18 protein-coding genes and 1 pseudogene are annotated in these 24,252 nt (G+C 56.9%); 7 read left to right on the forward strand and 12 right to left on the reverse strand.

The window, feature by feature from the left end:
* Positions 1-19 precede the first annotated feature (19 nt).
* Positions 20-643: a hypothetical protein gene (locus P6U27_RS29820; protein ID WP_407121564.1), complete on the reverse strand. Its 624-nt coding sequence runs from the start codon at positions 641-643 to the stop codon at positions 20-22.
* Between the two features lie 1,129 nt (positions 644-1,772).
* Between P6U27_RS29820 and P6U27_RS29825 the strand changes: the two genes are divergently transcribed.
* Positions 1,773-2,645, forward strand: coding sequence for a S1/P1 nuclease (locus tag P6U27_RS29825; protein ID WP_407192998.1), 873 nt, complete (start codon positions 1,773-1,775; stop codon positions 2,643-2,645).
* A 710-nt stretch (positions 2,646-3,355) separates the two neighbouring features.
* Here P6U27_RS29825 and P6U27_RS29830 read toward each other — a convergent pair.
* From P6U27_RS29830 to P6U27_RS29880, 11 genes and pseudogenes are all read right to left on the reverse strand, one after another.
* Positions 3,356-4,696: a glutamine synthetase family protein gene (locus tag P6U27_RS29830; RefSeq protein ID WP_407192999.1), complete on the reverse strand. Its 1,341-nt coding sequence runs from the start codon at positions 4,694-4,696 to the stop codon at positions 3,356-3,358.
* Complete coding sequence (locus tag P6U27_RS29835) at positions 4,696-5,982, reverse strand: ATP-grasp domain-containing protein (RefSeq protein WP_122405147.1); 1,287 nt, start codon at positions 5,980-5,982, stop codon at positions 4,696-4,698. Before P6U27_RS29835 ends, P6U27_RS29830 begins: the two co-directional genes overlap by 1 nt.
* Positions 5,979-6,848 carry an EamA family transporter gene (locus P6U27_RS29840; protein ID WP_407193000.1) on the reverse strand — a complete coding sequence of 290 codons (870 nt, stop codon included), beginning with the start codon at positions 6,846-6,848 and terminating at the stop codon, positions 5,979-5,981. The genes P6U27_RS29835 and P6U27_RS29840 overlap by 4 nt, the downstream gene beginning before the upstream one ends.
* Positions 6,849-7,010: 162 nt before the next feature.
* Positions 7,011-7,796 (reverse strand): gamma-glutamyl-gamma-aminobutyrate hydrolase family protein, encoded by a 786-nt coding sequence (locus P6U27_RS29845; RefSeq protein ID WP_407193001.1) that lies wholly within the window; start codon positions 7,794-7,796, stop codon positions 7,011-7,013.
* A gap of 29 nt (positions 7,797-7,825) precedes the next feature.
* Entirely contained in the window at positions 7,826-8,884 is a 1,059-nt protein-coding gene (rtxC, locus tag P6U27_RS29850) for a dhydrorhizobitoxine desaturase (protein ID WP_122405150.1), read from the reverse strand.
* Positions 8,885-8,915: 31 nt separating this feature from the next.
* Positions 8,916-11,393, reverse strand: coding sequence for a 2-aminoethylphosphonate--pyruvate transaminase (locus P6U27_RS29855; RefSeq protein ID WP_407193002.1), 2,478 nt, complete (start codon positions 11,391-11,393; stop codon positions 8,916-8,918).
* A 1,367-nt stretch (positions 11,394-12,760) separates the two neighbouring features.
* Positions 12,761-14,035: a sulfotransferase family protein gene (locus P6U27_RS29860; RefSeq protein ID WP_407193003.1), complete on the reverse strand. Its 1,275-nt coding sequence runs from the start codon at positions 14,033-14,035 to the stop codon at positions 12,761-12,763.
* On the reverse strand, positions 14,032-14,229 hold the full coding sequence (locus tag P6U27_RS29865; protein WP_407193004.1) for a hypothetical protein: 198 nt from the start codon (positions 14,227-14,229) through the stop codon (positions 14,032-14,034). Before P6U27_RS29865 ends, P6U27_RS29860 begins: the two co-directional genes overlap by 4 nt.
* 1,721 nt (positions 14,230-15,950) lie before the next feature.
* Positions 15,951-16,136 (reverse strand): hypothetical protein, encoded by a 186-nt coding sequence (locus P6U27_RS29870; protein ID WP_174221599.1) that lies wholly within the window; start codon positions 16,134-16,136, stop codon positions 15,951-15,953.
* 228 nt (positions 16,137-16,364) lie between these two features.
* A pseudogene (locus P6U27_RS29875) lies at positions 16,365-16,547 on the reverse strand (cold-shock protein).
* A gap of 206 nt (positions 16,548-16,753) precedes the next feature.
* A complete protein-coding gene (locus P6U27_RS29880) occupies positions 16,754-17,029 on the reverse strand; it encodes a hypothetical protein (protein WP_407193005.1) in 276 nt (91 codons plus the stop codon).
* Between the two features lie 1,809 nt (positions 17,030-18,838).
* Between P6U27_RS29880 and P6U27_RS29885 the strand changes: the two genes are divergently transcribed.
* The 6 genes from P6U27_RS29885 (at position 18,839) to P6U27_RS29910 (ending at position 23,697) form a co-directional block, all read left to right on the forward strand.
* Entirely contained in the window at positions 18,839-18,976 is a 138-nt protein-coding gene (locus tag P6U27_RS29885) for a hypothetical protein (protein WP_160118887.1), read from the forward strand.
* 815 nt (positions 18,977-19,791) lie between these two features.
* On the forward strand, positions 19,792-20,361 hold the full coding sequence (locus tag P6U27_RS29890) for a hypothetical protein (protein ID WP_407193006.1): 570 nt from the start codon (positions 19,792-19,794) through the stop codon (positions 20,359-20,361).
* 210 nt (positions 20,362-20,571) lie between these two features.
* On the forward strand, positions 20,572-21,219 hold the full coding sequence (locus P6U27_RS29895) for a PAS domain S-box protein (RefSeq protein WP_407194497.1): 648 nt from the start codon (positions 20,572-20,574) through the stop codon (positions 21,217-21,219).
* 48 nt (positions 21,220-21,267) lie between these two features.
* Entirely contained in the window at positions 21,268-21,534 is a 267-nt protein-coding gene (locus tag P6U27_RS29900; RefSeq protein WP_244607772.1) for a hypothetical protein, read from the forward strand.
* Between the two features lie 74 nt (positions 21,535-21,608).
* Positions 21,609-22,214 (forward strand): response regulator FixJ, encoded by a 606-nt coding sequence (gene fixJ, locus P6U27_RS29905; protein WP_122405158.1) that lies wholly within the window; start codon positions 21,609-21,611, stop codon positions 22,212-22,214.
* Positions 22,215-23,097: 883 nt separating this feature from the next.
* On the forward strand, positions 23,098-23,697 hold the full coding sequence (locus P6U27_RS29910; RefSeq protein WP_407193007.1) for a hemerythrin domain-containing protein: 600 nt from the start codon (positions 23,098-23,100) through the stop codon (positions 23,695-23,697).
* Positions 23,698-24,252 lie beyond the last annotated feature (555 nt).

Raw genomic sequence — 24,252 nt, forward strand, 5'->3', positions numbered from 1 at the left:
AGCAGGCATTTTGTGTCAATCAGCGCTGTTTCGTGCTCGGCTCCGCAGTCAGCGGCGCGCCTCCCACAGAAACCGGACCTTGCGGTTTGGGCGGGCGGACGTCTCTCTTGGCCGGCTTGGATGTGGTGCGCACGGGTGGCGGAGAGGCGGCGGGAGAAGGAGAAGCAACAGGCGCCGGATTCTGCAGCTCCTCGATTCTTTGGGTCAGGGCTGCGATCTGATCCGAGATCCGCTTTAGATCGGCTTGTTGTGCATCGACGTTGCGATTGAGCTCGACCAGTTCATCGGCTGTCTTCTGCTGCCCCGATTGGATCCCTAAAAGAACGGCCCTATCCTCAGCTGAGAGGCTAAGTGTGGGAGGCTCGACGTCATGCGCCGGCGGCGCCTCCGCAAACGCTTCGATATGCGTCCACAAATAGGCTCCTCCTGCGCAAAAAGCGAGCGATACGGCTACCAGAGCAAAGATCCACCGAAAGCCTTTTGAGGGTGTCTGCAAGACAGGCGGCAACTCCGATGTTTGGGATTGATCCATCACAGCCCCTCTCATCATTTCGATCTGCTTCTGTTGTTCTCGTTGCCGCGATAGCAGAAGATGGTCAAGAGCTGCCGCACGCCGCAACACCCGCGGCATCGTTTTCAGCAATCTTGTCCCACTTGATCGGGTCGGAGTCTTTACGAGAAAAGCATTGCGCTCCAGGTGGTGAGGTAAATAGTGAGGGCCGGTAGACGGGCTTACCCTTGAAGCACATTCATACCTGCTTGCTCTTAAGGCCACCGAAAGGTGCGCGTCGGGGATTTGCTAGGTGAGCCTCCAGCGCTCCTGTGCCTAATTGTTCGATCGATAGTTGCCGTGCCGAAGTTGACCTGACGCAGAAATGCTGCGCAATGCGCGCAAAAACGCGTGATGCGAGCGCTATCATAAGCCTACCTATATCTTTCGATGGATGGGGACTTAGTGGTCAACTGTACGAAACCGAGCCAGGAGATCAGGTCGGCCATTCAGAAAGGCAGCACTACGTGCGAAAACAGAGCGTTTTGCGGAAGCGGATCCCTGCGGAAGCCTGAGCAGATCATCCGCGACCGCCGGGCCTCCAAACGTGGAAAACCATACCAGCCCGCTGCCCGGCTGCGTCAGGTCGCGCAGAGATCCTAGCGCGCCAACGGCCGATCGCGAGATCTAAATGAAAGCAAATGCGAGCAGGCTAGAGCAAAGCAGCGCGAGGCCAGCGGCGGTCAGCGCCAACAGGCTGCCGGACACAATGTCATGATTGTGCATGGATCGTCCTTCACGGCGCCCGGAAGCAGCGGATGGGCGGCTGCCTTCGCGGTGAATAGCCAATCACTAGATTACTACTCGAAACCGCCGCACTATTCCTGCGGCCCTCAAGGGAAAATGCATTTTTTGAGCGCAATCATCCCGCTGTTTGGCGGCTACCGGCGAGAACGAACGAATATCAAGGTTTGTGAGCCTTTTGCTCGCCAATACGTTGTATGCGATAGATGCCCCGACAAAGCCGCTCCTCCTCCAAAGGCACGGGATGTGAGCCGTTTCATAATTGCGATATATCGTTTCGGGTAATCCTTGTTGCATGCGCGTTCTCCTGATCCTCCTGGCGGCTCTAACGATCATGTTGGCGGCACGCGGCCAGCACCAGAATGCCTTCGTGCCACGCCCGACGGCGTCCATGCCCCCGGTCGACGTGCCGTAACCCAAGCACCTGACTCTGTCCTCAAATGACCTGAAGCATTTCATCAATATCGGGGAGCAATTAGTGACACGGCTCGGACTCATATTCGCGATCTGCACTGCCGCCTTTGTAGGCAGCACATCTTCCGCACTTGCCTGGGGGCAGCTAGGTCATTCTGTCATTGCGGAACTGTCTCAGCGGCACTTAAGCCCGGCTGCACAGGCGAAGCTCAAGGAGCTGATCGGTGACACTTCGCTGGCCGCCATCTCAAACTGGGCGGACGACTATAAATTCACGCCGGCAGGAAAGAACACCTATCGCTGGCATTTCGTCGACATCGACATCGAACGGCCGACATATGACGTCGCCCTTGACTGCAAGGATCAAAACAATCAGGGAACCTGCATCGTCCAAGGTCTTCCGGCGGCTATTGCGATCCTCAAAGACAATTCGCGCTCTAAGGAAGACAGGTTGCGCGCGCTGAAGCTCGTTATCCATCTGGCTGGGGACCTGGAGCAGCCGTTGCACGCAAGCGAACACAATGGCGATCAAGGCGGTAACAGACTTCATGTCATCCTGCACGCGAAGCGGTCCGACGGCACGTCATATACACGCGCTTCGACCTTCCACAGCATGTGGGATGACTCTCTGGTCGATCTCCAGGCATATTCGTGGGGGAGTTATGCTGATTCGCTCGATGCCGATCCGCTGCCGACAGTCGAAGCCCCGCCCTATGATGAAGCACGAGTTGCCGCGTGGGCCAACGACACGCACGCCTTGGGTATAAGAGCCTATCAGTTACTGCCGGCAGGAATCCCGGACCACAACGATTCGAGCCACCCCGTAGAGATCAGCAACGATTATGCTGTGGCTATCAAAGCGGAGCTCGATCGCGAGCTGATAAAAGGAGCCGCGCGTCTTAAAGCTATTCTGGAGGATGCATTCGGCAGTTCATAGATCAACTGTCAAATTTTGGTCGGCCGCAGCAAAACCCTCCCACAGATCTCCAAACCGATTTCACACGATCGGTGTTGGCTGCCTTGTACACTCGCACCCGCGCGATATGCCAGGGACCGTTCTGGCGATGACGTCGACGGCTTGAAGGCAACCTTGTCGTATGGTCGCGAACGCACCGCGCAGCGTTTCTCGCGCTCTCATGAACTTAATCGACCCACGGTGATTGGGACCTCTTCTGGCTGGCAATTCAGAGCACCGCGCGAAGCGCGCACCGGTCAGCGCCGATCCACGCCAGCCTCGTCGTGGTCGGAGGCGGCTAGCCTACCGTCTACTCGCGCTGTCCTCTAATGGATGCTGCGCCTCGCGTCCTGCGAGGCTCCGCGGCTCGGCCACACTGTCGTGCATCACGGGCCTCTTCGGCTCGTCCTCTGAGCAAAATGCATTTGCCTTCCCTCCTGAAAGCCGCACACGTCTTCATTGATACGAATGGAACCGGCCTTGTTCGCTGCTAGGATTACCTAGCATCGCAACAGAGCAAACGCGGTTGCTGCCACAGAGCAGGTAACAGCAGACCTCCTCGTCGCTCCAACGGCCCTCACTTAACGAGTAACGCACGTCTGCTCTCATGAAGTCCAACATCCGCAGACAGCCACAACAGCCCGGTCGCACCGGCCAAAGGAATACGGTTCAGAACTGTCGAAAACCTCAAGCTAAATAATCTCGAAGTATCTCCGACGTTCAAAGTCAGTGACCCGATGTTGAACGGCTTCCCACTCCCAACAACGTGAGCAAGAAAACGTTTCAACAAACCTTTCTCCGAAGATATCACTGGCTGCTGCAGACTGTGCAAACCGAGATGTTGCCTCTGATAGGTTTTGAGGCAGTCTCGCGGACGGACGACACATCTCCACGCTTGCATCACCTGCGATAGAAGACGGTAGCGCCGCACCCGTCTCGACCCCCAATATTCCGGAACCAATCGCACCTGCCAGCGCGAGATATGGGTTCGCGTCTGCGCCAGGCAGCCGATACTCCAAGCGATGGGCAGATGGCTCCCCCGGAATGGCACGAACCGCGCAGGAACGGTTGTCAACTCCCCAGCTTGGACAGATTGGCGCCCAACAGCCAGGCACCAATCTCTTGTAGCTGTTGAAGTTCGGCGCAGCGAGCACACAGAACTCATTCATGTATTCTAGCTGTCCGGCGATGAATTGACTCATAAGTTTCGAGACGTTGCCGAACGCATCACCGTCGTAAAACGCATTCTGACTATCCGAGGACATCGAGATATGAATATGGCCGGACTGGCCGGGCCATTTCTCGGAAACCTTGGCCATGAATGTAGCCATCATGCCTCGCCTTTGCGCCCAGGCTTTTATCATCGACTTGAATATGGTTGCTCGATCAGCGGCTTCCAGCGCATCACAATGACGAAGCGATGCTTCGACCACGCCAGGTCCCGTTTCAAAGTGCAATCCGCTGAGAGGTGTTCTAGCCTTCTCACAAAGCGCCAAGATCTCGTCGAACAGCTCATGTTGCGCGACAGAGCGCGCAATCGAGTAGCCGAACGGGCCGCGCGTTAAAGGAGCCCATTCGCCGAACGGCTTTTCTCCGATCGTGTCTGCATTCTCCTTGAACAGCATGAATTCAAACTCGAACCCGGCAGTGCAGCCGTATCCGTGGTCAGCAGCCCTTCTCAGCACCTTCCGCAGAATACCCCGCGGGCAGATGCTCTCATGTGCGCCCGTGAACTCCGCGAGGTAGAGATACTGATCGCCGACAAGAGACACTGAACGGCCGGTGCCTGACAGAATACGCAGGTCAGCATCTCCGAACGCTGATAGCGGCTTTTGCGTGAAACTGGCCGGAATAACCCGATCCGAACAATCCCACGCCAGCACCGCTTCAGAGAACTTGATAACTTTATCTCCAACCGAGAGATCTTCACCCAATACGTGTTTTCCTCGCAAAACGCCATCGAAGTCGCTTACGCCGACCATCGCCGCGCGGGCTGGATTTGCTCCGGTCAACCTGGCACCAGCAGTTGGCATTAGTCGCGATCCTGCGTCACTAAATCGAACACCTGGTCCATCCGCATTGCTCGCAACTTGCGATAATCATCCTCAAGCTGAGTCAAATCGCTATTCACGAGATAAACGATGCCAGGTGTCGACGCCAAGTCGATCGTGGGAACCAGCTTTTGACCAATTGGAACGAAGGCGATGGCATCCGCGAAGCTCGGAAGCTTGCGGATTGCTTCGAGCCCCGGGTAACCGGCAACGACACCGCCCATATCTGAGATCAGCGAGACGCAAAGTGCGGGGGCCTGCCGCTTGTACGGCCCGCGCCGCCTCATATATTCACCAAAGCCCTTGGGATCTGCGTAGCGCCAGGCCGTCAGGGTCATATGATTGTGCCCCAACGCCATCGTTCGTGCTCTTGCAGACATGGTCCCTTGAAGCCTCGCTCCGAAGTCCACCAGAACCGGTCCCCGATGATCGACGATGATCTCAGCATGAGCCGGTCCGTCGACGATCTGTAGTGCCTGCAACGCACGCACCAAGTAGTCGGACAGTTCCTGAACGATTGGTTCGCTGCCGTCCAACAATCTCTCAAGTGAGCAGACCGATGATGCCCCATCAATCGGAACCGTGTCATAGGTCCAGGCCTCCGTAACGAAGGCTTGCCCGTCGATCGAGACGGCATTCACGGTGTATTGCTGGCCGTTTATTTTTTCTTGTCCAAGGGCAAAACGATTCAACGCTCCGATACGGTTCGTCTTCCCGACAATTGTGCTTAGAGCTCGCTGAATATCTTCTTCTTTCGAGCAAAAGAATACGTCTTCGGTACCCGTACTGTTCAGAGGCTTGATCACGATCTGATCGAACTTCGCTTCACGCTTCCAGCTCGCGATCTCTACTGCACTGTCGGACACGACCTGTCTGATCGATCGCACGCCTGCAGAGCTCAGCGCGCAAGACAATCGCGCTTTGTCACGCCGAGCAGCGGAAAGCGCGGTCCCATTTGATGGTAAGCCAAGCCGCTCCGACAGAGAATCGGCGAGCTCAACTCCGGTCTCGCACCCCGCGATTACGAACTCCAAGTCCCTCCCGTGGAGAGACTGAAGATGATATTCAACGATTTCGTCATAGCCCATCCGCTCGTTGGGGCGAATGACTTCACCATAAAGATCCGCATTGAAATGCGACTGGAATATGGGCGGTATCTGTGCAGCCGACATCACATGGACCGTTCCAATTCCATAGCGCTTGAATTCTTCCGGTAGATATCGCCCGGTAGAGTATGCGTCTACGATTACACAATTCCGTTGCTTCATGCGGATCTCCGATACTGCAAGTAGATGTTGCCGACAGCGACAGCCGTAATGAGAACGTTTCCAATGAACGTATGTGACGAAGGCACGATGCGAGAATCGAAGTACTGGAATAGGAAGGTGATGACAGGGGCGCTGGACAGGACCATGTTGACGGTGAACGGCTCTAAGCGGCGAATGCCCTGCTGGATCAAAAGCAAAGGAACAATGATCGTCGACAGCCCAATTGTTGCGATCGCAAACCAATGCTGCGAGATCTCGGGCACGATAGATGAATGGTCGACCAGTCCCAGCAGCAAGAGGATCGTTCCATAAAAGCGATGCGCCAGGACCTGTCGGCCAGAAAAACCACGGTCGAACAGAAGTTTGACAAATATATTTGTAAGGGCCAGCGATAGGCCGGCCACGATGGCCAAGGCGATGCCAAAGGACGATCGAGGCCCCCACTCCACGCCTGCGTTGCCGCTGGCCGAGATCCAAACCATGTAACTCCCGATAGTTGCGATCGTACCGCTCACGACAATATCGGATGCTGGAGGGACACCCTGGCGCCTGATCAGTGCGTTTAACCACACTGTTGCGGTTGGCCCCAGAGCCACCATGAAGGCGACGACAATCGCAGGTTCAGCGTATTTCAGTCCGATAAATAGGCCGATCCAGCTGATCGCTGTCACGGCATTAAGCGCGACGAAGACCAGCAGCGACCAGTTCGCCACCGTTGCCTTGCCTCTCTCGTGGCGAGCCAGCAGATTGAACGTCAGACAAACCATAGCGAAGGAGAACAGGAGCGCGACGAACACATCCGCCTGCTGAAAATACGACGCCGCATAAACCTCGCCTGCCGCGCTCACGACGACATAAAGCGCCACAAAGAAGACCCCTAGAGCGAAGGGACCCGTTAATCGCCCAGTTTTCCTGTGCCCGCGAGGCGGCGCGCGACCCTCGCAGGACCAGGCGCGTGCATCGGTTCCGAAGGACTGTCCTTTCGGCCCGCACGGACCACGTTTGGTTTGAAATGTCACAATCCGCCTCTAGTTCTTCTTAGTCTGGTGGTACCCCACACACGCCTCTCCAAATGCCTTGAAGAGTTGCTTGCTGAGGGGATCGGTTGAAACGTGCCATTCGGGGTGCCATTGCACACCGATTTGCAGCGTTGGGGCGCCAATGACCGAGGCCGCCTCGACCAAACCATCGGGCGCCCACGCCTCGGGCCTCAGCGCTGGGGCAAGCGCCTCGATGCCTTGGTTGTGCAGCGAGTTGACTTGCGCGTCGATCGTCCGCGCGATTGGAAAGAGCGGGCCATCGGAACATATCCTGACGCTGTGCGCGGCGTCGTACTGGCGGTCTCTTGGACGGTCTGGCTTCTCGGCATGCATCGCGCCACTTTCCGGGCTCCACTCGGCAAGCGATGAGCGGAGCGTGCCGCCGAAATAGACGTTGAGTTCCTGAAGCCCACGGCAGATGCCCAGAATAGGCATTCCGAGCGCGATAGCGCTCTTTATAGTTACGGCAGAGAGCCTGTCCCGCGGACGGTCGAGGATCCCAACCTCAACGTCCTGCCGATCAGCGTCCGTCAAGTACGCAGGCGCTCTCAGGACGGCCGGGTCGATGTTCGATTCATCACCCGTCAACACCAAGCCGTCGAGCCGGCGCATGATCGCCGGGGCGACCTCCTCCCTCGCATCTTCGGCGTCGACCGTCGGCAATATGATGCAAGCCACTCCCGCATGACGATGGAGTGCCTGCAAGTACTTGCGCCGCAACCAGTCGCGATGCACACCATCGATCAGAAGACGGTTTGAAGTGACGCCGACCACGGCTCGGGTGCTCTCTGGCCGTAACAACGTCACGCGACCTGCCCTCGGGTGCGAACCTCGGCAAGGGACTGCTCATACAAGCGTCGATTTCGCTCCTTCAACTGAGCTATGACGCTAGGTTGACCTTGAGGTCCCTTGACAAAGAGCCCGCCCCAAGTCGCGGCAACCTTCGCGTAGTTCGGATCCTGCATTCGGATTTTCTGAGCTTTGCGCAACAGCCAAAACGGGATACCGGGCGAAAGGTGATGCTCAAGGTGGTACTCATCCAAATTCTGCCCAAGGATGGCCCGCTCGAGGAAATTTCCTTTCCGATTCCGGGTGAGATAGACGTTCTGCGTCTCGGTTTCGCACATAGGTGAGTGCTCGGCGAGCTCGATAAACCAGCCGAGGACCTGAAACGTGGTGAGATAGGGCACGATCCAAAACAGGACGACGATATGGAGCAGCCCAACAGCATATGAGCCGCCCAGGATGGTGACCCAGAAGAGATAGAAGCCATACTTGTCGATAAGTATGCCGGAGCGGCTCTGATCATCGACCTCTGTGATCGAAAATCGATTGGTCCAAAGATACTTCAGATACGCCACTGTCGCGCCACCGAAGATCGGCTTCCAGATCATGTTGAAAGCGTACCGCTCCGGAGGCTGCACGTCGTAAACGCCGCTGGCCAGGAAGAACTTCAGGTCGGGATCCTTGTCCGGGTCTCCAAGATAGGGATGATGCAAATAGACGTGCGAGATCCGGTAGGCCCAGTGGCGCTGGAACAACGGATAGGAGGCGAACAGAATGCCCAGCACGTAGTTCCAGGTCGTGTTCTTCGCGAGCGTGCGGTGAGCCGCATCATGAGCGATGGTTGTCAATCCGCGCTGATAGGCACCAATTAGAATGACGGCCAGCGGGTAGAGCCACCATGAGACCGACACAGTCGCGAGCGTGCACGCTGTGATGACAGCGTAATCTTTGGCAATATAAGCAGCTCCCGTTATGTTGTCGGGTCTCAACTCGGAGAGCTGCTTATTGATCTCTCGGCTGAATTGAACGGCCTCATAGCGTGATGACCTCAATTTCCAAGCTTCTGCCTGATTCATGAGAACCTCCTCCTGATCGCCTTGCAGGTTGTCAGATTGCGGAAAGCGCCTTGTCCAGATCGCGCAGGATGTCGTTGACGTCTTCGATGCCGACGCAAAGCCGGACCGAGCCGCCAAATATGCCGGCGGCTTCGCGCTTTTCCCGCGGGACGGTGGTGTGGGTCGTCGAGACAGGATGGGTCACGAGCGTGCGGGCATCGCCGACATTCGAAACGTGATACATCAAGTCGACGTTCTGGATGAACTTGCGCCCGGCTTGTTCGTCCTCCACTTCGAACATGACCATCGCCCCGTGCCCGTATGCAGCATTGAGTGTCTGTTCGACGGTTTCCCGATCCGCGCCTTCAAAGAGCCCCGGGTAGAAGACACGGCGCACTTTAGGATGCTCCTTGAGAACGTCGGCCACGATCCTGGCATTCGCGCAGTGCTGCTTCATGCGAAGTGGCAGCGTTTCAAGCCCCTGGATTAGTTGAAAGCTCGCAAACGGGGCGATCGCCGCGCCGGTATCGCGCAACCAGGTCATGCGAGCCTTGAGCAGGAACTCGCTCTTTCCAAGATCGTCGACATCGCGCACCGCGTTATGCCAAACAATTCCGCCATGCGCATCGTCGGGACGATTGAACAAGGGAAAGCGAGAGGCTCCCCGGTAGCTAAACTCGCCGTTGTCAACGATCAGTCCGCCGAGCGTCGTACCGTGGCCGCAAATATATTTCGTTGCGGAGTAGGTCGTAATCGCAGCGCCAAGATCTGACGGCCGGCATACCAGTGGCGTTGTCGTATTGTCCACGACCAAAGGCACGCCGTACTTTCGGCCGATGTCGGCCAGCTGTTTGACGGGGAGCGGAACCAGACAAGGATTCGAAATCACCTCTCCGAACAGACATATCGTGCGATCATCAATGGCACGCTCAAAGGTCTCGGGCTTTCGAGGATCTGCCGTCCTCACGCTGATCCCAAGGCGCTTTAGTGTGTTGTGGAGCAGGTTCCAGGTATTGCCATATAGATACGGAGAGGCGACGACATTGTCCCCCACTTCGCCACTTGACAGGTTGACGATAGCAAGGAACGTCGCCGCTTGACCCGACGCAACCGCGAGCGAGTCGCTTCCCATATCAACGGCGGCGTAGCGCCTTTCCAACGCGCGGGTCGTCGGATTGATGATCCTTGTGTAGGTGAACCCATCGGCCTTGACGTTGTAAACGTCGGCAATGTGGTTTAGATCGCCATCGAGCTCATAAGCTGTATTCTGGTAAATCGGCACTGCGACGGCTTTCGTCGCTACGTCACGTCGATAGCCCGCATGCAGAACAGCAGTCTCAGCCGAGAACGGCAGCTGCGTTTCTTTAGCCGTTCGAGCCGGCATATTTGCGCGAGCCGCGCATGTCTCTTGCGCCGACATCGGCGCCACCGACCGAGCCTGGCCGGACCGGAAATATGTACGAAAGGCGCACCCCAGCTGCTCGATCCAGCTTGATCGGATTTCTCCAATGCAACCGATGCGGAAACTCCGCGTCGGAAGATGCAGCTTCGAGTAGACGTAAAGGTTGTGAGCCGCCAAGTGGCGGTACAGCCCGTCAAATCCTGCCTGGTCCACGATTCCGGACGGCGCACTGAACGCGACGCAGACCGGCGACAGCAACTCCGTGGACAGCAGCGGCGACACTACTCCTTCGAGTTCTTTGACGAGATCGTCCCTGATCTTCTCATACCTGCGGCGCCTGGCATCAATTCCCTCCTCGTGCAGAATCTCCAAGGCCTTTGTCGTTGCCTGAACAATGTGGGTGGGTGGGGTCGATCGCCACTCACCAGTGCGCTCGAGCGAGAGCCATTGATCTCTCACGTCAAGCACAAACGACCTCCGTTCTTGAACCGCATTCTCGAGCAGCTCGCGAGACGCGATGACAAACGCTACTCCCGGCGGCCCTTCTATGCACTTGTTGCTCGAGGTGACCAGGACGTCAGCTCCACGCTGGCGCAGATCGATATTAAGGGCGCCAAAAGAACTCATCGCGTCGACGATGGTCTTTACGCCACGTCGCCTCGCCTCCTCCACGATCGCGTCCAGCGGATTGACGATTCCGGTTGTCGTCTCGCAATGCACGAAACATAGGTGCGTAACGCCGGGATTTCGGCTCAGATACTCGCCAATTTCTTGAGGATTCAAAGGATCGGTCGCTCGCTTGACGAGCTTCAGCGCTTCGACGCCCCACAGCCTCAAGATTCGCAAAATGCGCTCGCCATAGATGCCGTTTATGCAAACGAGCGGCCTGTCGGCTTGGGACACAAATGAAGAGAGAGCGGCTTCCATTGCAAAAGAGCCGCCTCCCTGAATAGGCACCACCGAATAGTCCTCAGAACTTCCCAGCAAGTTGAGCATCAGCCGCCTCATGCAGGCGGTCACTTCCTTGAACTCGCAATCGCGCGATGCGAGATCAAGCTGCATCTGGCTTCTGACCGCCAGCGATAACGACAATGGACCAGGCGTCAGCAAAGAGCGCTGTCTCGTCAAACCATTCCTCCTCAGGTTGTAGTGGTCAATTGATCTGGGGCCACCAGGGAGCTCCTGTGGCGAGCATCGACTTTCTCGGTCAACAGCTTCGGGGCAGGCGCCATACGCGGGCGCGTTTCGCCTCGGCGTCCGAAAACCCTGCCGGATGCCAACCTCCGTATCTCATGGCAGATACGGAGCGAGCGCTCCTAAAGCTCATCACTGTTGCCATTCACGCCTCTCAGAAATTGGCTTTGCGACCGCCCCCTCGAACGCAACTGGCACCCACGCGCGCTCTCATCCAGCCACGGATGTGCCGGGTTGAGCGCGCTCGCCTTTTGCGTCGCGAAGCGGCAGGTCGACCGACCGACTTGCGGTGAACCTGCCCTATGCAGGCAAACCTTGACCTTACGGAACGATGCAGTCGGATGTCATCGCGCCTGGGAGGCAGATCAAGGCATGGCACACACGGTGATCGTCGTTGGCAGCGGGAGTTTGATGCGTGGGCTTGAGGCTTGATGCATTCGCACTCCGTCACTCATTGGAGGGTTTCGGACGCTGATGACTGTCCCGTCCATTTCAAAAGCGTACAACTTGACGCTAGGGGCGTTTCAACCCTCTCCGGGCATTTTCTTGCGTGAATTTTTGCCGACCGTACCCGCATCTGCCCGCGACAAGCCGACGCAGACAGCACCGTGCGGAGATTCACAGCGAGCTATGACTACTTTGACAGTTCAGGACGCTCGGCCTCCCGCCTGCGAGCGTGCTACCTGCAGGTGAGTGATGGCTCAATCTTGCCGTTCACGTACGATTCCTCGCCACCCCCCAAATGAAGGTACCGAGCTTAACCAGCTCGCCGACGAGATCCTCCTGTTGCTGGTGTTGGGAAACTGTACGCCCTCGTCGCACATGAGTATCAAGCCCTTGCGCTTGAATGGATCGGCCCTCTGGCTGCGGTCGCATCCGCCTCGAAGGCAATTGAGCGAACTCGGATCACTGACCGTTTCGGAACGATCTGTTCGACAGCTTTAGGCTAGTCTTTTCCGATCGAAGCACAGCATGAGCGGCCGTTTGAACTGGGCTACCACATCACGCATGATTTCAATCGATTGAGCTTCGAGGCGGCCCAGATGTTTCGGCAGCATATATCTTCAATTCGGTGCAGCATCTCTGCCCTTCACCGTTCTATGGCTCCAGCCCGGAGTGGGAACATCCGCGGCGGAACGGCCGGCCAGTGGCGTATGGCTTGTCCAAAGCCCTGTTGGACAGCAAGCATATCTGTTGTGCCGCTGGTGCGGCCGGCGCCCGCGTCACACCTGATCGGGAGAACAGCTCGTACGGGTCAAGGATCTTGGCTAAATTACCCGACGTGTTTGGCTCGAAAGCATTCAGATCGACCTAGGGGTATTGAGGATCTGCTCAAGCCGCGCGACCTCGCCTCGTAACATCGCGATAGCCGCGTCGCGGTCGCACATGGCATCCAGCCTCGCAGCTCGATCAGCTTCTGACGCCAATAGCGCCTGTTGCAACTGGACAGCCATCGAAGTGGCCAGGCGCAAATTCTCCTCAACGTTGGCGCCTGATGGACCGTTCGCCTGGCGCACCTTGGAGATGTCCAACGCCGAGGGACTTTTCTCCAAAACGCTCCGAGCAGTGTGGACCGACTCTCCGGCGTGAGGGGGGCCGGAGGGTTCTCCCGCCTTGGCACTTCGAAAATCCCACCAGACTCGGAATAGCCGACGATAGAGCTCAGTTACCTCCCCTCCCCTATCCAGGACTCCGGCCTGCTGTGCATGCAGCAGTTCTTGCTCATACCCAAGTTCTACCAAAAGCTCGGCGCCGACCAGATCAGTCACGGTTTGCATCTCTTCGACGCTCAATTGAGATCGCCATGCCTGGACAGAGTTTTGGTCGACCGCGTTTCGTTCCAGGATTTTTCGGTCTCCGAAGCTGCTGGATCGAAGATAATCTGCTTGTGGCATCGCTGCAGGTGCGACGGCCGCCGGATCACAGCCTAGCCCCCTCAATAGACGCCGGATTTCCTCGTCCGGATGCGCCACGAGCAGTTCGTATTGCACGACCTGTGTCTGCGGGCGAATGCGGTGCGCGGCGAGCTTGGGAAGGCCTAAAACCAGATCGGCGAGTGAAGATATGATGACGTCGGGCAGACGAAGCATGAGGTCGACGAGAGTAGAGACGCTGACCGGATGCGAGCTTTCTGCCTGGAGTGGGATGCCCCACGTTGATTTCAGTGAAGCGGCGATTGCATAGGGATTGCGCATCAGAAGGAGGTGTGGCGCTTCTGGATATACAGATTCAAGAAACTCAAGCGCCGTCCAGTAGCGTGGTGTCTTGTCTATGATGATGCGTTTGCCGGCTTTTGCCAGATACTGACCGTATGCTGCATCGGCAAAAGCGCGGCTGACGATTGTGCGATCTATCCGCCCCAGGAATTCCGAGGTCGCGGCCTCAATCAGTGAGCTGCCCGCCGGATGGCGCTGGTCCACCCAGCCAAATGCTTCAAGCGCCAGCATCAACCAGGGTTCAGGCGGAGCCACAATGTCTGGATGGTGCTGGAGCAAATGCGCCAGGAGTGTCGTCCCGGATCGTGGAAGACCGAGGAGAAAGCATACTCTAGGGGAGCAGCCAGAACATCCGCTCATTGTTCAGACCCTCGTCCTTGAAACTCGAACCATGTCGGTGCTCGCTCGAACAAGCCAAACAAACCCAGCCGCAGGATCGCGTGGGCAAGCGCTTGCGTACAAAGCGTCAAAACGGCAAGCATTTCTCTGCCACTCATGATTTCAGAACCGTTCAGTTCAATCGATCGGGCGGGATCACGGAAGAATAACTGCATTTGCCTCCTCGATTGCTCGACCTCGAAACGAAGTCAAGCGGCACTCAATTACACGAATATTGATTGGGGATAGGATATGGGAAGGTTGCAAAAACTATACGTACGTTTGCTGAAGACCGCCCGCGGCACACGGAAGTTATTACGTGTAGTTACAAGCTGCCTGTTAATGGGCCATGGAACCAGCAAATGCGACATGCACCTCGCTGATGCTCGGCATACGCCAACGAAGCTCGGCAAAAGAGCGGGCAACTCGGCGAGTGCGGCAAAGAAGCAGACCACATGGCGGACATCTCATGTGCCAGCTGAATGCTGCCGTTGGTCCGTCAAGACACGGAGCCATAGCCCCGGGCCGCCTGTTGTTGCGCAAGCCCATTCCTCCAAACTATACCACGGGTTTGACTGCCTGCTCTTGCGAGCGTTGCCTCTCCCCTAATCGGCGCCAATGGAGGCTTGTAAAGGATGGAACCTGACTTAAGATGCCTCCGGATTTACCTGATGAAGCAAGCGCGCTTGGACGCATCTCTTCTGACGGAGACGAGATCGTCGGGCGGTTCATGTGGGAGATCAGATCGATCCATGCGTGTCTCGAAGAGCTTGCCAATCAAAATATGCTGGGCACCACTTGGCCACGGTGAACGATCCTGATGGGTGCACCAATTTGGGCAAAGAAACGGGGGTACAGGTCAACCTGCTGTCACGAATGATGCACGTCGACCCTTCCTTCGTAACCTACTCAAAGCTGCTAGAGAAACACGGTTTCTTGCGGCATGAGTCCTTCGTAAGGATGTGCGGATTGTGCTAATGTCGCTAACGGCCATAATGTGCAAGCATCTCGCGTCGGGACAGGCAGCGCAGGATGAGCTCGCTTTTGACGAAAGCGGCGTTGTCCGATCAAGCGAGTTCATTGCCAAGCGTGCTAGAGTGAGGCGTCGCGTGGCAGGAGTCCGCTCTGGCATTCAGAAGACCAAACCACGATTGTCAGAAACGGAGCTCGCTAACCAATGAGTCTCCCATTCTTCGAATACGTCTTAAAGCAGCGCGGTCGAAGGTGGTTGTGGTCCCTTCACGACGCTGAGGGCGCGCAGGTGATGATGGGTTCAGGACGTAACCGCCCCGCCGCCATCTATCAAGCTAACAGAGCGCTTTTTCAATTGCTGTTGAGCGCGCCATATCGCCCAGGAGCTCGACCTAGCCGACAGGCTCGGCGACGCCGGCTTACACCCAAACTTTAGCTGGCATGAGCTTCGAGGATGTCCCCATTCGCGAGTTTGTTTCCATTTGGCTAAAGCGGTCAGCCGATGTGTTCGGCCCGGCGCTGCCTCGCCGAAGCTGAAGAAGCTGATGCCCGAACGAAGACTAGATTCGCCCCGGAGGGGTTTCGTCTGCGACTGGTCAGCTTCTCGAGGTAACGCGCCTAGGACTGGGTTGGCCCCATCGCATGTGCTCCCGGACCAAGCGGCTTTATCTTCAAGACCGGTCTGTGGCTATGCTATGTCTTCACTCAATCATACATTGCAAGCGGCCGTCGAACCGCCTTCCAAAAAACTTGATCAAAGATAAGGAGACGATGGAGCCCGTTCCGCGACATTGAAGAGCATCCGGCACGTGCGTGAAAAACTCTCTCAGCGCAGACGGCAAAACTAATGTGCAACAAAGTATTCATGGCCAAACAGGGCGGCTCGACAGCCGCCCTGCCGCGCCATTAGCCAGCGTTGCTGAAATTAACGCTGATGTCCGAGTCCGATTCCGAGATTTAAGGCCTTCTGGCGTAGCGCGCCGACGGTGCGTTTGGTCATCTTTGCTATTTTTATGACCGGCGTCCGAGCCTTCGAATGGACTTTGAGCTCTTTGATATCAGCCTTCGTCCACTCGCGCCGCTTAACGCGTTTCTTGGTTGCTTTTTTCACGATGAATGCTCCTTCTGAGAGCAGCGCTTGTAGCATAGTTTTTTCGGAGCGACGACCTTAAAAAGACGAACAGTCATCGGAACTCGCGCCAAGTATTAGCTCGGTCATGTTTTCGGAAGAGAAGGCGTCTGGACTACTGCAGCTGATTGCTGATTTCGTACAAACGCTGTGTTGAGAGGCTTCGTTATTGAATGCAGCCCCATTGGCGGTTTAGCCCGCGCTAGTTAACTAAGTGCTAGAGCCCTTCGGGCCGTGCGCGAATACTAGATTCGGTCTCGCCTTCGTGTCCGTCGTCCGGGCTCGATTCAAGGCGTCGAAGTGCACGAAGACATCAGGTCCTCCACCCTCAGGTCGGATGAAGCCATATCATCCCTTGGTCCCGTTGAACCGCTTCACAGTACTACTAGCCACTGCATTATCTCCAAACTGAACTTGCGCGATCTAATCGGGGCATGTAGCCACCAGCAAGGGATTGAGCGGCAAGCCGTCTCGCCGATAACCCTTGCGCCGACTCAATCGCTTGCCAAGGAACGCTTTCTGCGCGCGCTCGTTCGCAGCTGCGAAGACACCATGAGTGGCTACTCATCTTCGGGCTCTTGCGCGATCTCCCGCTCAACCTAACCCTGCATAGCACCCAGATCTAGCAGCTCGAGCAGCCTCTCAAGAGCCTTCCTTCCCTCGTTGGTAATAATCCAGCACCCGGCCTCTCGCTCGATCAGCCGTTGGCCGAAAATATCGAGCTGCGGCGCGCGGCTCGCGATGCGCTTCATACGCGCCGGCCACTCTGGGCCGCTGCTGTAATAGATGGCCAAATGCTGCTTAACGACTTCGATGCTCGCCCGTCCGTGCGGCTGGCCGGCAAGTATCTTCAGTATGGACAGCTGAACAGTCACGCGCGCACGCCATCGAGTCGAGCAAAAGCTTCATAATACTCATCCTGAGGGAAGCCGGGGCGCCGTGCGCCGCTTTTCCAAAAGAAACCTTGCGCCATCAGCCTAATGAAGCAGGATACCGACTGCCGTCGACGACAGCCTGGATTGCTTCCTCGCCAGCGCAAAATTGCTTCGCCGTAAGCAAGGTTCTCAACGGCATCGGCGACATCCTACCCACAGTGTTTTGAAGAATGTGCCAACGGAGATAGGGCTAAGCCCGTGACGAGGTCTCGACTGACGTCTTCGATCGATTTGAGATCAAACTACGTCTGTGGTAACCGCGCTGTTGCACATCTTGCCGAATGACATCGCTCACTGAACGCACCGCCCGCTTCTTTCGCTTCCAACTGCCGTCCAACCCCGCCGGGATCGCAAACCCTCGCGGAACGACCAAAAGATCGCGTCTCCCGTTCAAATAAATATCGAACATGTCGTCCCTCGTTTGACACGAGCGTAGATCGCCGGTCCATACATTTGGTGACATCGAAGCAACAGTTACGCTTAAAGACCCTACGCGAGTTTTCTCCAGATTTCGCCCGTACTTGAGCATGCCCTGGGGGCAATCCCGCTTTTCCTTCACGTGCTCCGCATCGCCGAGGATACCGAAGCCTTCGCACGCCTTATTTATCGCTAACATAACGAGACGGTTGAACCGAATTTCCTTCAGTAGACAGGGGCCAGATCTGCGATATGACAGCCTTTTATTCAGCATTGTCTGCTGTGGCATTCTTCTTTTATTCTGAGTATTTCCCTGCCCGCACGTCAACCCGTACTCGGTTGCTGTTGTTCCGATGTAGGTGAGGACCGTCGCGGCACGCATAGATAAGGACTGCTTCACCCCTGTCGTGGATTTCAAGGCGGCAATGAAGCTTGCCCTGTGTCGGCCTCTCTTTGAATGCGGGGATGTTCAGAAGTCAAGATCTTCGGCGAGGAGCTGATTGAGCGATCAGTCGCGAGAGCGCTGCGGGAGGATCCTCACGACCGAACGCGCAGGGTCTATTCACTCGGTCAATCTTTGAGCGCACTTGCATGGTTTTGCCTCTCGAGCTCGGCGCCGCAGCGGGCTTTCGTCTGACAAAGCCAGCTCACCCACTTCAAATCGCGCGATACGTCTCCATAGCGGCAACAAGCGCATTCTCCGAAAAGCCGGCAACTGCGAGACGCTTGCTCAAAAGTTCAGGAGAGCGTCTTTGTGACATGGTTCGAAAGGCAGATGAAAACAGATTGCGGTCATGGGCCACCGCATCGATGTCCTGCGGGCTCATGTAAGCCAGTAAGAATGTCCGGGACAGGCTCGCGCACAACCGGCTGAGCGGATGCCTTACCCGTCAAGGGCATCGATGTGTGCAGATTGGCCAACGATGCATACTCTTTCAAACAACCACAGCTGCCGGAGGCAGACTTGTTCTTGACATGCAAACAAGAGCAATTTGTGGGAGCAGATCCTTATCCGGATCGCACTGCCGGTACGACGCTTGGAGGAGCGCTGCAGAGCCAGTTGAATGGCAGGCGGCAAATCCTCCAGCAGGTCCGCTTAGGTGTGGTAAGACAACGGGCCCGCCGATTTGACGCCAGTATCACCATGTTGTTCTCGAATCGACGATCGACGCGAGCCTGTCGGGGATCACGCTTAGATTACAGATTGCCCCACAATTCAATTCGCGGATTTCCCGCGCCAAAGTCAAGCTAACCGGCCCATGCCGGCGGCAATGCAGGCGGGGTTCGAAGCTCTATCACATCGGCGAAGACCGTCCAATCGCGGACACTCTTTTGCTTGCAGAAGTCGGCCTCAGCCTGCTGTGCAGCAGCGCTCAACGAGGCAGCATCGACTTTGAAGGCTGCCTGACAGGCACGATGTTCGTGGCCGGTATCGTCACAAACGGTTTTAATGAACCGAACATTAAATGAAGGCATGACAGCTCTTGTGGTGGGTTTGCTGATCTACCATTGTGCCACCCGCGCCACCAGAGTACTTGATCTGCCTCAAGCAGCATCCCAAAAGGTTGTCCGCTCCACCATCGAGATAATGTTGAGACTCTGGCAGCGCCCGAGCGCTGCCGTTGTCCCGCAGACCACGCGACCTCTATTTGTCCAGCTTCGCGGATCGCACTTTGGTTTGAACCGCGGGATCACTGGTCTACTCATGCCCTCGACCGACAAAGTTGAGTCGCCGATGACTCGAGGAATGTCTTGAACAGACGATTGAGTGCGCCATGCACCGTCACGCCAAAAATGCCGGCTATTGATCACGATCGATCCCATATGCGGCTCGCAGCCGCAGCTCGAGGGGGGCCAATCTAGATGCGCATCAGCTCTTTTTGACCTGTATCAATAACGCGGCGACTGCCTACTGATAGAAGTGAGCTTCTTGCTCAACGTCGCACACATGGCAGACAGAAAGACATGGTGCACCATCATCTTTTCATGTCCAGATACCGGCGACACAGTTCAAGGAGCGCTGCCGGATCCACCCAAGCCGCGTGCCGATGACCTGCGCACAACAACCTGCGCCGCGCGCGAAGGCGTCCACTTCATCGAGCCGCGGACGAGCGCTGATCGACGCCGAGCGCAGCTAGGCTCATCCGAATGGTGCCAAGCGAGTTCCGGCTCTTTCGGTTCTCGGGAAGGCCGCGCCCGCTCACAACGGCTGACGTCATCACAACCGAAAGCCCCACGCTGACGACGTGGGACAAGGAGATTCCCACCAACGAAGGATGTTCGACATGACAGACCATGGGGACATTCGCCCCGCCGCGGGTCAGGCTGCGGGAGCGGCAGTCGAGTTAAACTTCTGCAGAACAGCGGTTAATACCAGCCGCCGGCGGCTTGAGCTGATCCAGATCGATTCAACCGAAGCCCGGGAGTTGTTTCGCAGCGCCAATCCCAATATCTCTGCTGGCGAGAAGATCATGTCCCGGCGCGAAAGGTTCAACGGCGCCACGGCCGATAAAAGCCCGGCCACGACTGGCGCAATCGAGACCACGCCGCCTGGGCAATATTGCGCTGAGCCCGATCGCGGCGCCAAGCCATCTCGTGCGAAGTGTTCAGAAGGTTGCCTGAATTTGTCAGCCAGCAGCGATGAACACCGTGTAAGATCTACTGGCGACCTGACGTGGGAGCGGCTCGAAACGGTGCCACCCTCAGATCGGGACCTGGAGATTGCCGTGATCGAAGGTGGTACCATTCACCGGGTGGTCTTTCCTTGCCGCCGGGCCTTCGGCGGCTGGATCAAGGCCAAGACAGGAGAACACGTAGCCGTGCAGCCGACGCACTGGCGCATATGGCCCAAATAGCCATCCCGCGAAATAAATTGATGTGAGTTGAGGCGCCTTCAGCTCCGGTGGCCTCTCGTAGGAAACCATGTAGAATCGAATAAGAGCGTCTGCCAGGAAACATGTCAGACCACGTCTGGTAAAGCTATGGCATTGCCGCGGCCGCCGCCGCGCTGGCTCTCGTGATCTGCCCGGCCTAACGTCGCTCCCCTGCTCTGCCTCTTGATCGGCGTGGCCTTTAATCCCGCTGCCATGATCGATATCGCGGAATTCGCGGGCGCCATGATCGTGATTGAGGAGAAGAGAATCATTCTCTCGTTCAGCGCCCCAGCCGCTCGTGTAATTGGTTTCTCTCCGGACGACGTGGTCGGAATGAATGTATCGAGCTTGCTGCCGCAGCTCTACCGCCCCGAGCACGAGCGCTGCATCGCACGTTGTCTGGCCAAGGACGAGCGGCACATCATTGGCATCCGCCGCATCGTCGTCGGCGAACCGAGCGACGGCTCGACCTCCGTCGGTGAGGCCAAGGTGCGCGCCGAACGGTTCTTCACCGGTTCCATCCGAAATCTCGGCGAGGGTCGGCGGAGGAACGGCGGTTGGAAGAGCTGCAATCTGACCTCGTGCGGGTGTCGCGGCCCGGTCGCCATACGTGAAATGGCATCGTCTATTGCCCGTGAGATCACCGGCCGCTCTCCGCAATTACAAACTGCGGGACACAAAGCCTCTGCTGGCGCGCAACGAGCCGGACGCCAACTGCAATGGTGGCGCACTCGAACGCGCCGCCTCTACACGCTCTACGCGCCAAAGATATCATCAGCGCCTGCGGGACTTCATTTCCAGGGACGAGCACACTGCGGAGACTCCGCTCACGCTCTTTGAAGAAGCTGTGGCTCTGGCCCTAGTGGCCCCAAGGAGCAAAGCGTCCGCATGATGACCCCCAGCGACCGCGGGGTCATTGTCGACAAGATCCAGATTCAGCAGGTCGCGCTAAACCTGATACGCAATGGAATCGAGGTCATGGCTTCCTGCCCGCGCCGCGAAGTTGCCAAGGTCGACACGTATACCGTTGCCGATAACGGCCCGGGATCAAGCGCTGATATCCGCCGACCGACAGTTCCAGCCCTTTGTCACGAACAAACGCCATGGCATGGGTGTGAGGCTATCAATCTGCCGGACGATCATTGCGTCATATAGCAGCCATATCGTCGCGGAAGCGACTCCGAGTGGCAATCCTTAACTCGGCATCTGCGGAGCGTAGCGAAAGAGACATGATTGGGCGGCGCATTCTTGTGATCGACGATGACGCCGCAATGCGGGACTCGCTCGCGTTTCTTCTTGATGTTAACGGTTTCTACGTAGCAACCTATGAGACAGCGACCGCGTTTCTTAATGACCACGCGGGCGGTCCAGTCGATTGCATCGTGTCAGACATCCGTATGCCGGGTATGAGCGGTCTCGAACTGGTCAGCAAAGTGAAGGCCAATCGCGTAGACTGCCCGGTCATCTTGATAACTGGTCATGCCGACGTATCGCTTGCAGTCGAAGCGATGAAAACGGGCGCGGTCGACTTCATCGAGAAACCGTTCGAAGAGGAGGTGCTATTGCGTGCGATCAATAGTGCCTTGAAAGCGCGGCCAACGAAACTCGCCGATGACGCAGCGAAACTGCAGGCGGAAGCCCGCCTCGCGGACCTCTCCTCCCGCGAACGTGACGTCCTGCAGGGACTATTAGCCGGCAAGATCAACAAGGTGATCGCCCATGATCTCGGCATCAGCCCCCGGACAGTCGAGGTTTACCGTGCAAACCTCATGGCCAAGGCCAATGTTCGCAGCATGTCCGAGTTGATGCGGATCGCCATTACCGCGGGACTCTAACAGCGGCGCAGATGGTGCGACGATTCATGCATTCAAGCTGCGCAGTCCAGACGACGAGGAGGGTTTTCAGGTGCACGGCAACGAGCCGATCATGTTTTCGGTGGTGGCTATTGATGCAACCCAAGCTGCTGGTTCCTTGGAATCCCGACCGCACCTGAAGCAGATCAATTGCGTCACCGAAATTTGTGCTCCGATAACAGAAGGTCTGTCAGCCCGGAGAACGGCATAGTTCGGCAATATATTGTCCATCCTCCAACGGAGCTCCCAGTGCGGGCTGCCGTGAACGGTTCGATTTCCTTCGCATTGGAAACGGGTGAGCATGTTGACGCTGTGGCAATCGGTCACGAGAGGACCATCCTTCCGTCATTGCGCTTGGCTGGGCGACAGTCACCTCGGTCTTCGAAATCAAACGATCGCGTGCGTTGGAGGCGCATAATCATCAAGCGCGGCGACGACGTCAGCCGCCGTATATCGATCCGAGTTTGAGCAACCAAGGGACCCCGCCGGCCGCATTTCAATGCCCCCTCCTCATCGGACTTACGTGTAAATACTTAAGGGCTTCTACCTAGGGAAAACATCCAAATTTCCCAGTTCGTCAGGAACAGACAATCTGCGTCCCATCGACGTTCGCAAGATAGGGTCCGCCATGCACGCCTAGGCCGCCAGTTTTCCCGAGAGCAGCCGCCATCGACCAGCGTCTTGTGTGGGCAACTCAACACTTCGGCTAAGCTGCTTTACGCCAGCTCAAATTTGAGCGCGCTACTTTTTCGCGTCGAACGGCGCGACAAACGCGGCGCAGCGAAGGGCCCCGATTCGGTGCTTAAGCGATCTTCCGAGCCGCAAAAACGCCGCCAGCCAACATTGTGCCTCCAGGAGCACCGCAATGATCATCGATCTTTTGCTTCGAGAGCATCGCAACATTGATCTGCTTTTGGTCGCTCTTGAACGCGAAGTGGAGATTTTTGAGAAAGGGATCCGTCCTGATTATGAAGTCATTCGCGCGATTATCAGCTATTTCGAGGTTTATCCTGAAGTGTACCATCATCCACAGGAAGATTTGATTTATTCCAAACTAAAGGCTCGCGATCCGGATGCAGCTGCAATCATCGGCGATCTCGCGCTCGAACACCAGGAAGTCGTCGACCGTTTGCACCACTTCGCGCGGGCTATTGACGCCATCCTCGCGGATCGTGAACTTTTTCGGCAGGACGTCGGCAATATCATACGGGACTTTATAGTACGCGAGCGGCACCACATGATGTGGGAAGAACGAGATTTCTTTCCGACAGCTCTGAAGGCGCTCTCAGCTCAGGATTGGACCGAAATCGCTTCCGGCCTCACCGATCATGGAGATCCGCTGTTCAGCGAGACAGCGGCAGCGACTTCCGATGCGCTAAGAGCGCATGTTCTGCAATTGGAGCAAGAAGCCGAGGCCGAACGGAGCTCGGTCGCGTTTGCATCCGACAAGGCCGCCCCCCCGTGACACGGCGCCGAGACGAACGGGCTGTATTGATCGCTGCCGTTTCACAGCCGGACAGGCGGCCTCATGTTCACCCCGTCGAAATGAAAATGGGGGGGGCTCGCGCGCGCGTAGGCTGCCCTACTGCCAAAATGGCTTCTGCGCAATATAATCGCTTGCTCGACCACCGGTGCAAACGGCGCATCCGAGCCTTCCTGAGCTCTCGTGACGGTTCATGCATTGGCTACGCTTGCGAGATCCTTAAAGCCGGGCTTCTCCTATCATCGCGCGATCGAACATAAGTTTTCCAGGCAGGAAAGCGCGCCGAGTTTGCGGGTGGTGCCCTGCGGTGGCCGCCGGGGATCACCGTCGCTCGCTGATGTCGTAGTCGTTCCCGACGTGCTCATGAGCGACAAACTTTGGTGTAGATTCATAAACCTCGGACTATATGGTGGCATACCACGGCATAATCGAGCTAGGCTGAGCTTGTGTTTCAACTCGGCTCCGATGCGTCAGCGTCGCTCCTTCTCCAGACTTTCGCCCGGCCCGCCTAAGCGGGACCGGGCATTTTTTCTGTTC

The sequence above is a fragment of the Bradyrhizobium sp. STM 3566 genome, from assembly GCF_045571445.1.
GTDB classification, from domain to species: Bacteria; Pseudomonadota; Alphaproteobacteria; order Rhizobiales; family Xanthobacteraceae; genus Bradyrhizobium; species Bradyrhizobium vignae.

Excerpts from the sequence above, each read along its gene's own strand:
- P6U27_RS29900 (WP_244607772.1), top strand. The coding sequence starts at position 21,268 with ATGATGACCCCCAGCGACCGCGGGGTCATTGTCGACAAGATCCAGATT.
- P6U27_RS29865 (WP_407193004.1), bottom strand. The coding sequence starts at position 14,229 with ATGCAGTTATTCTTCCGTGATCCCGCCCGATCGATTGAACTGAACGGT.
- P6U27_RS29830 (WP_407192999.1), bottom strand. The coding sequence starts at position 4,696 with ATGCCAACTGCTGGTGCCAGGTTGACCGGAGCAAATCCAGCCCGCGCG.
- rtxC (WP_122405150.1), bottom strand. The coding sequence starts at position 8,884 with ATGAATCAGGCAGAAGCTTGGAAATTGAGGTCATCACGCTATGAGGCC.
- P6U27_RS29890 (WP_407193006.1), top strand. The coding sequence starts at position 19,792 with ATGACAGACCATGGGGACATTCGCCCCGCCGCGGGTCAGGCTGCGGGA.
- P6U27_RS29835 (WP_122405147.1), bottom strand. The coding sequence starts at position 5,982 with ATGAAGCAACGGAATTGTGTAATCGTAGACGCATACTCTACCGGGCGA.
- P6U27_RS29910 (WP_407193007.1), top strand. The coding sequence starts at position 23,098 with ATGATCATCGATCTTTTGCTTCGAGAGCATCGCAACATTGATCTGCTT.
- P6U27_RS29860 (WP_407193003.1), bottom strand. The coding sequence starts at position 14,035 with ATGAGCGGATGTTCTGGCTGCTCCCCTAGAGTATGCTTTCTCCTCGGT.
- fixJ (WP_122405158.1), top strand. The coding sequence starts at position 21,609 with ATGATTGGGCGGCGCATTCTTGTGATCGACGATGACGCCGCAATGCGG.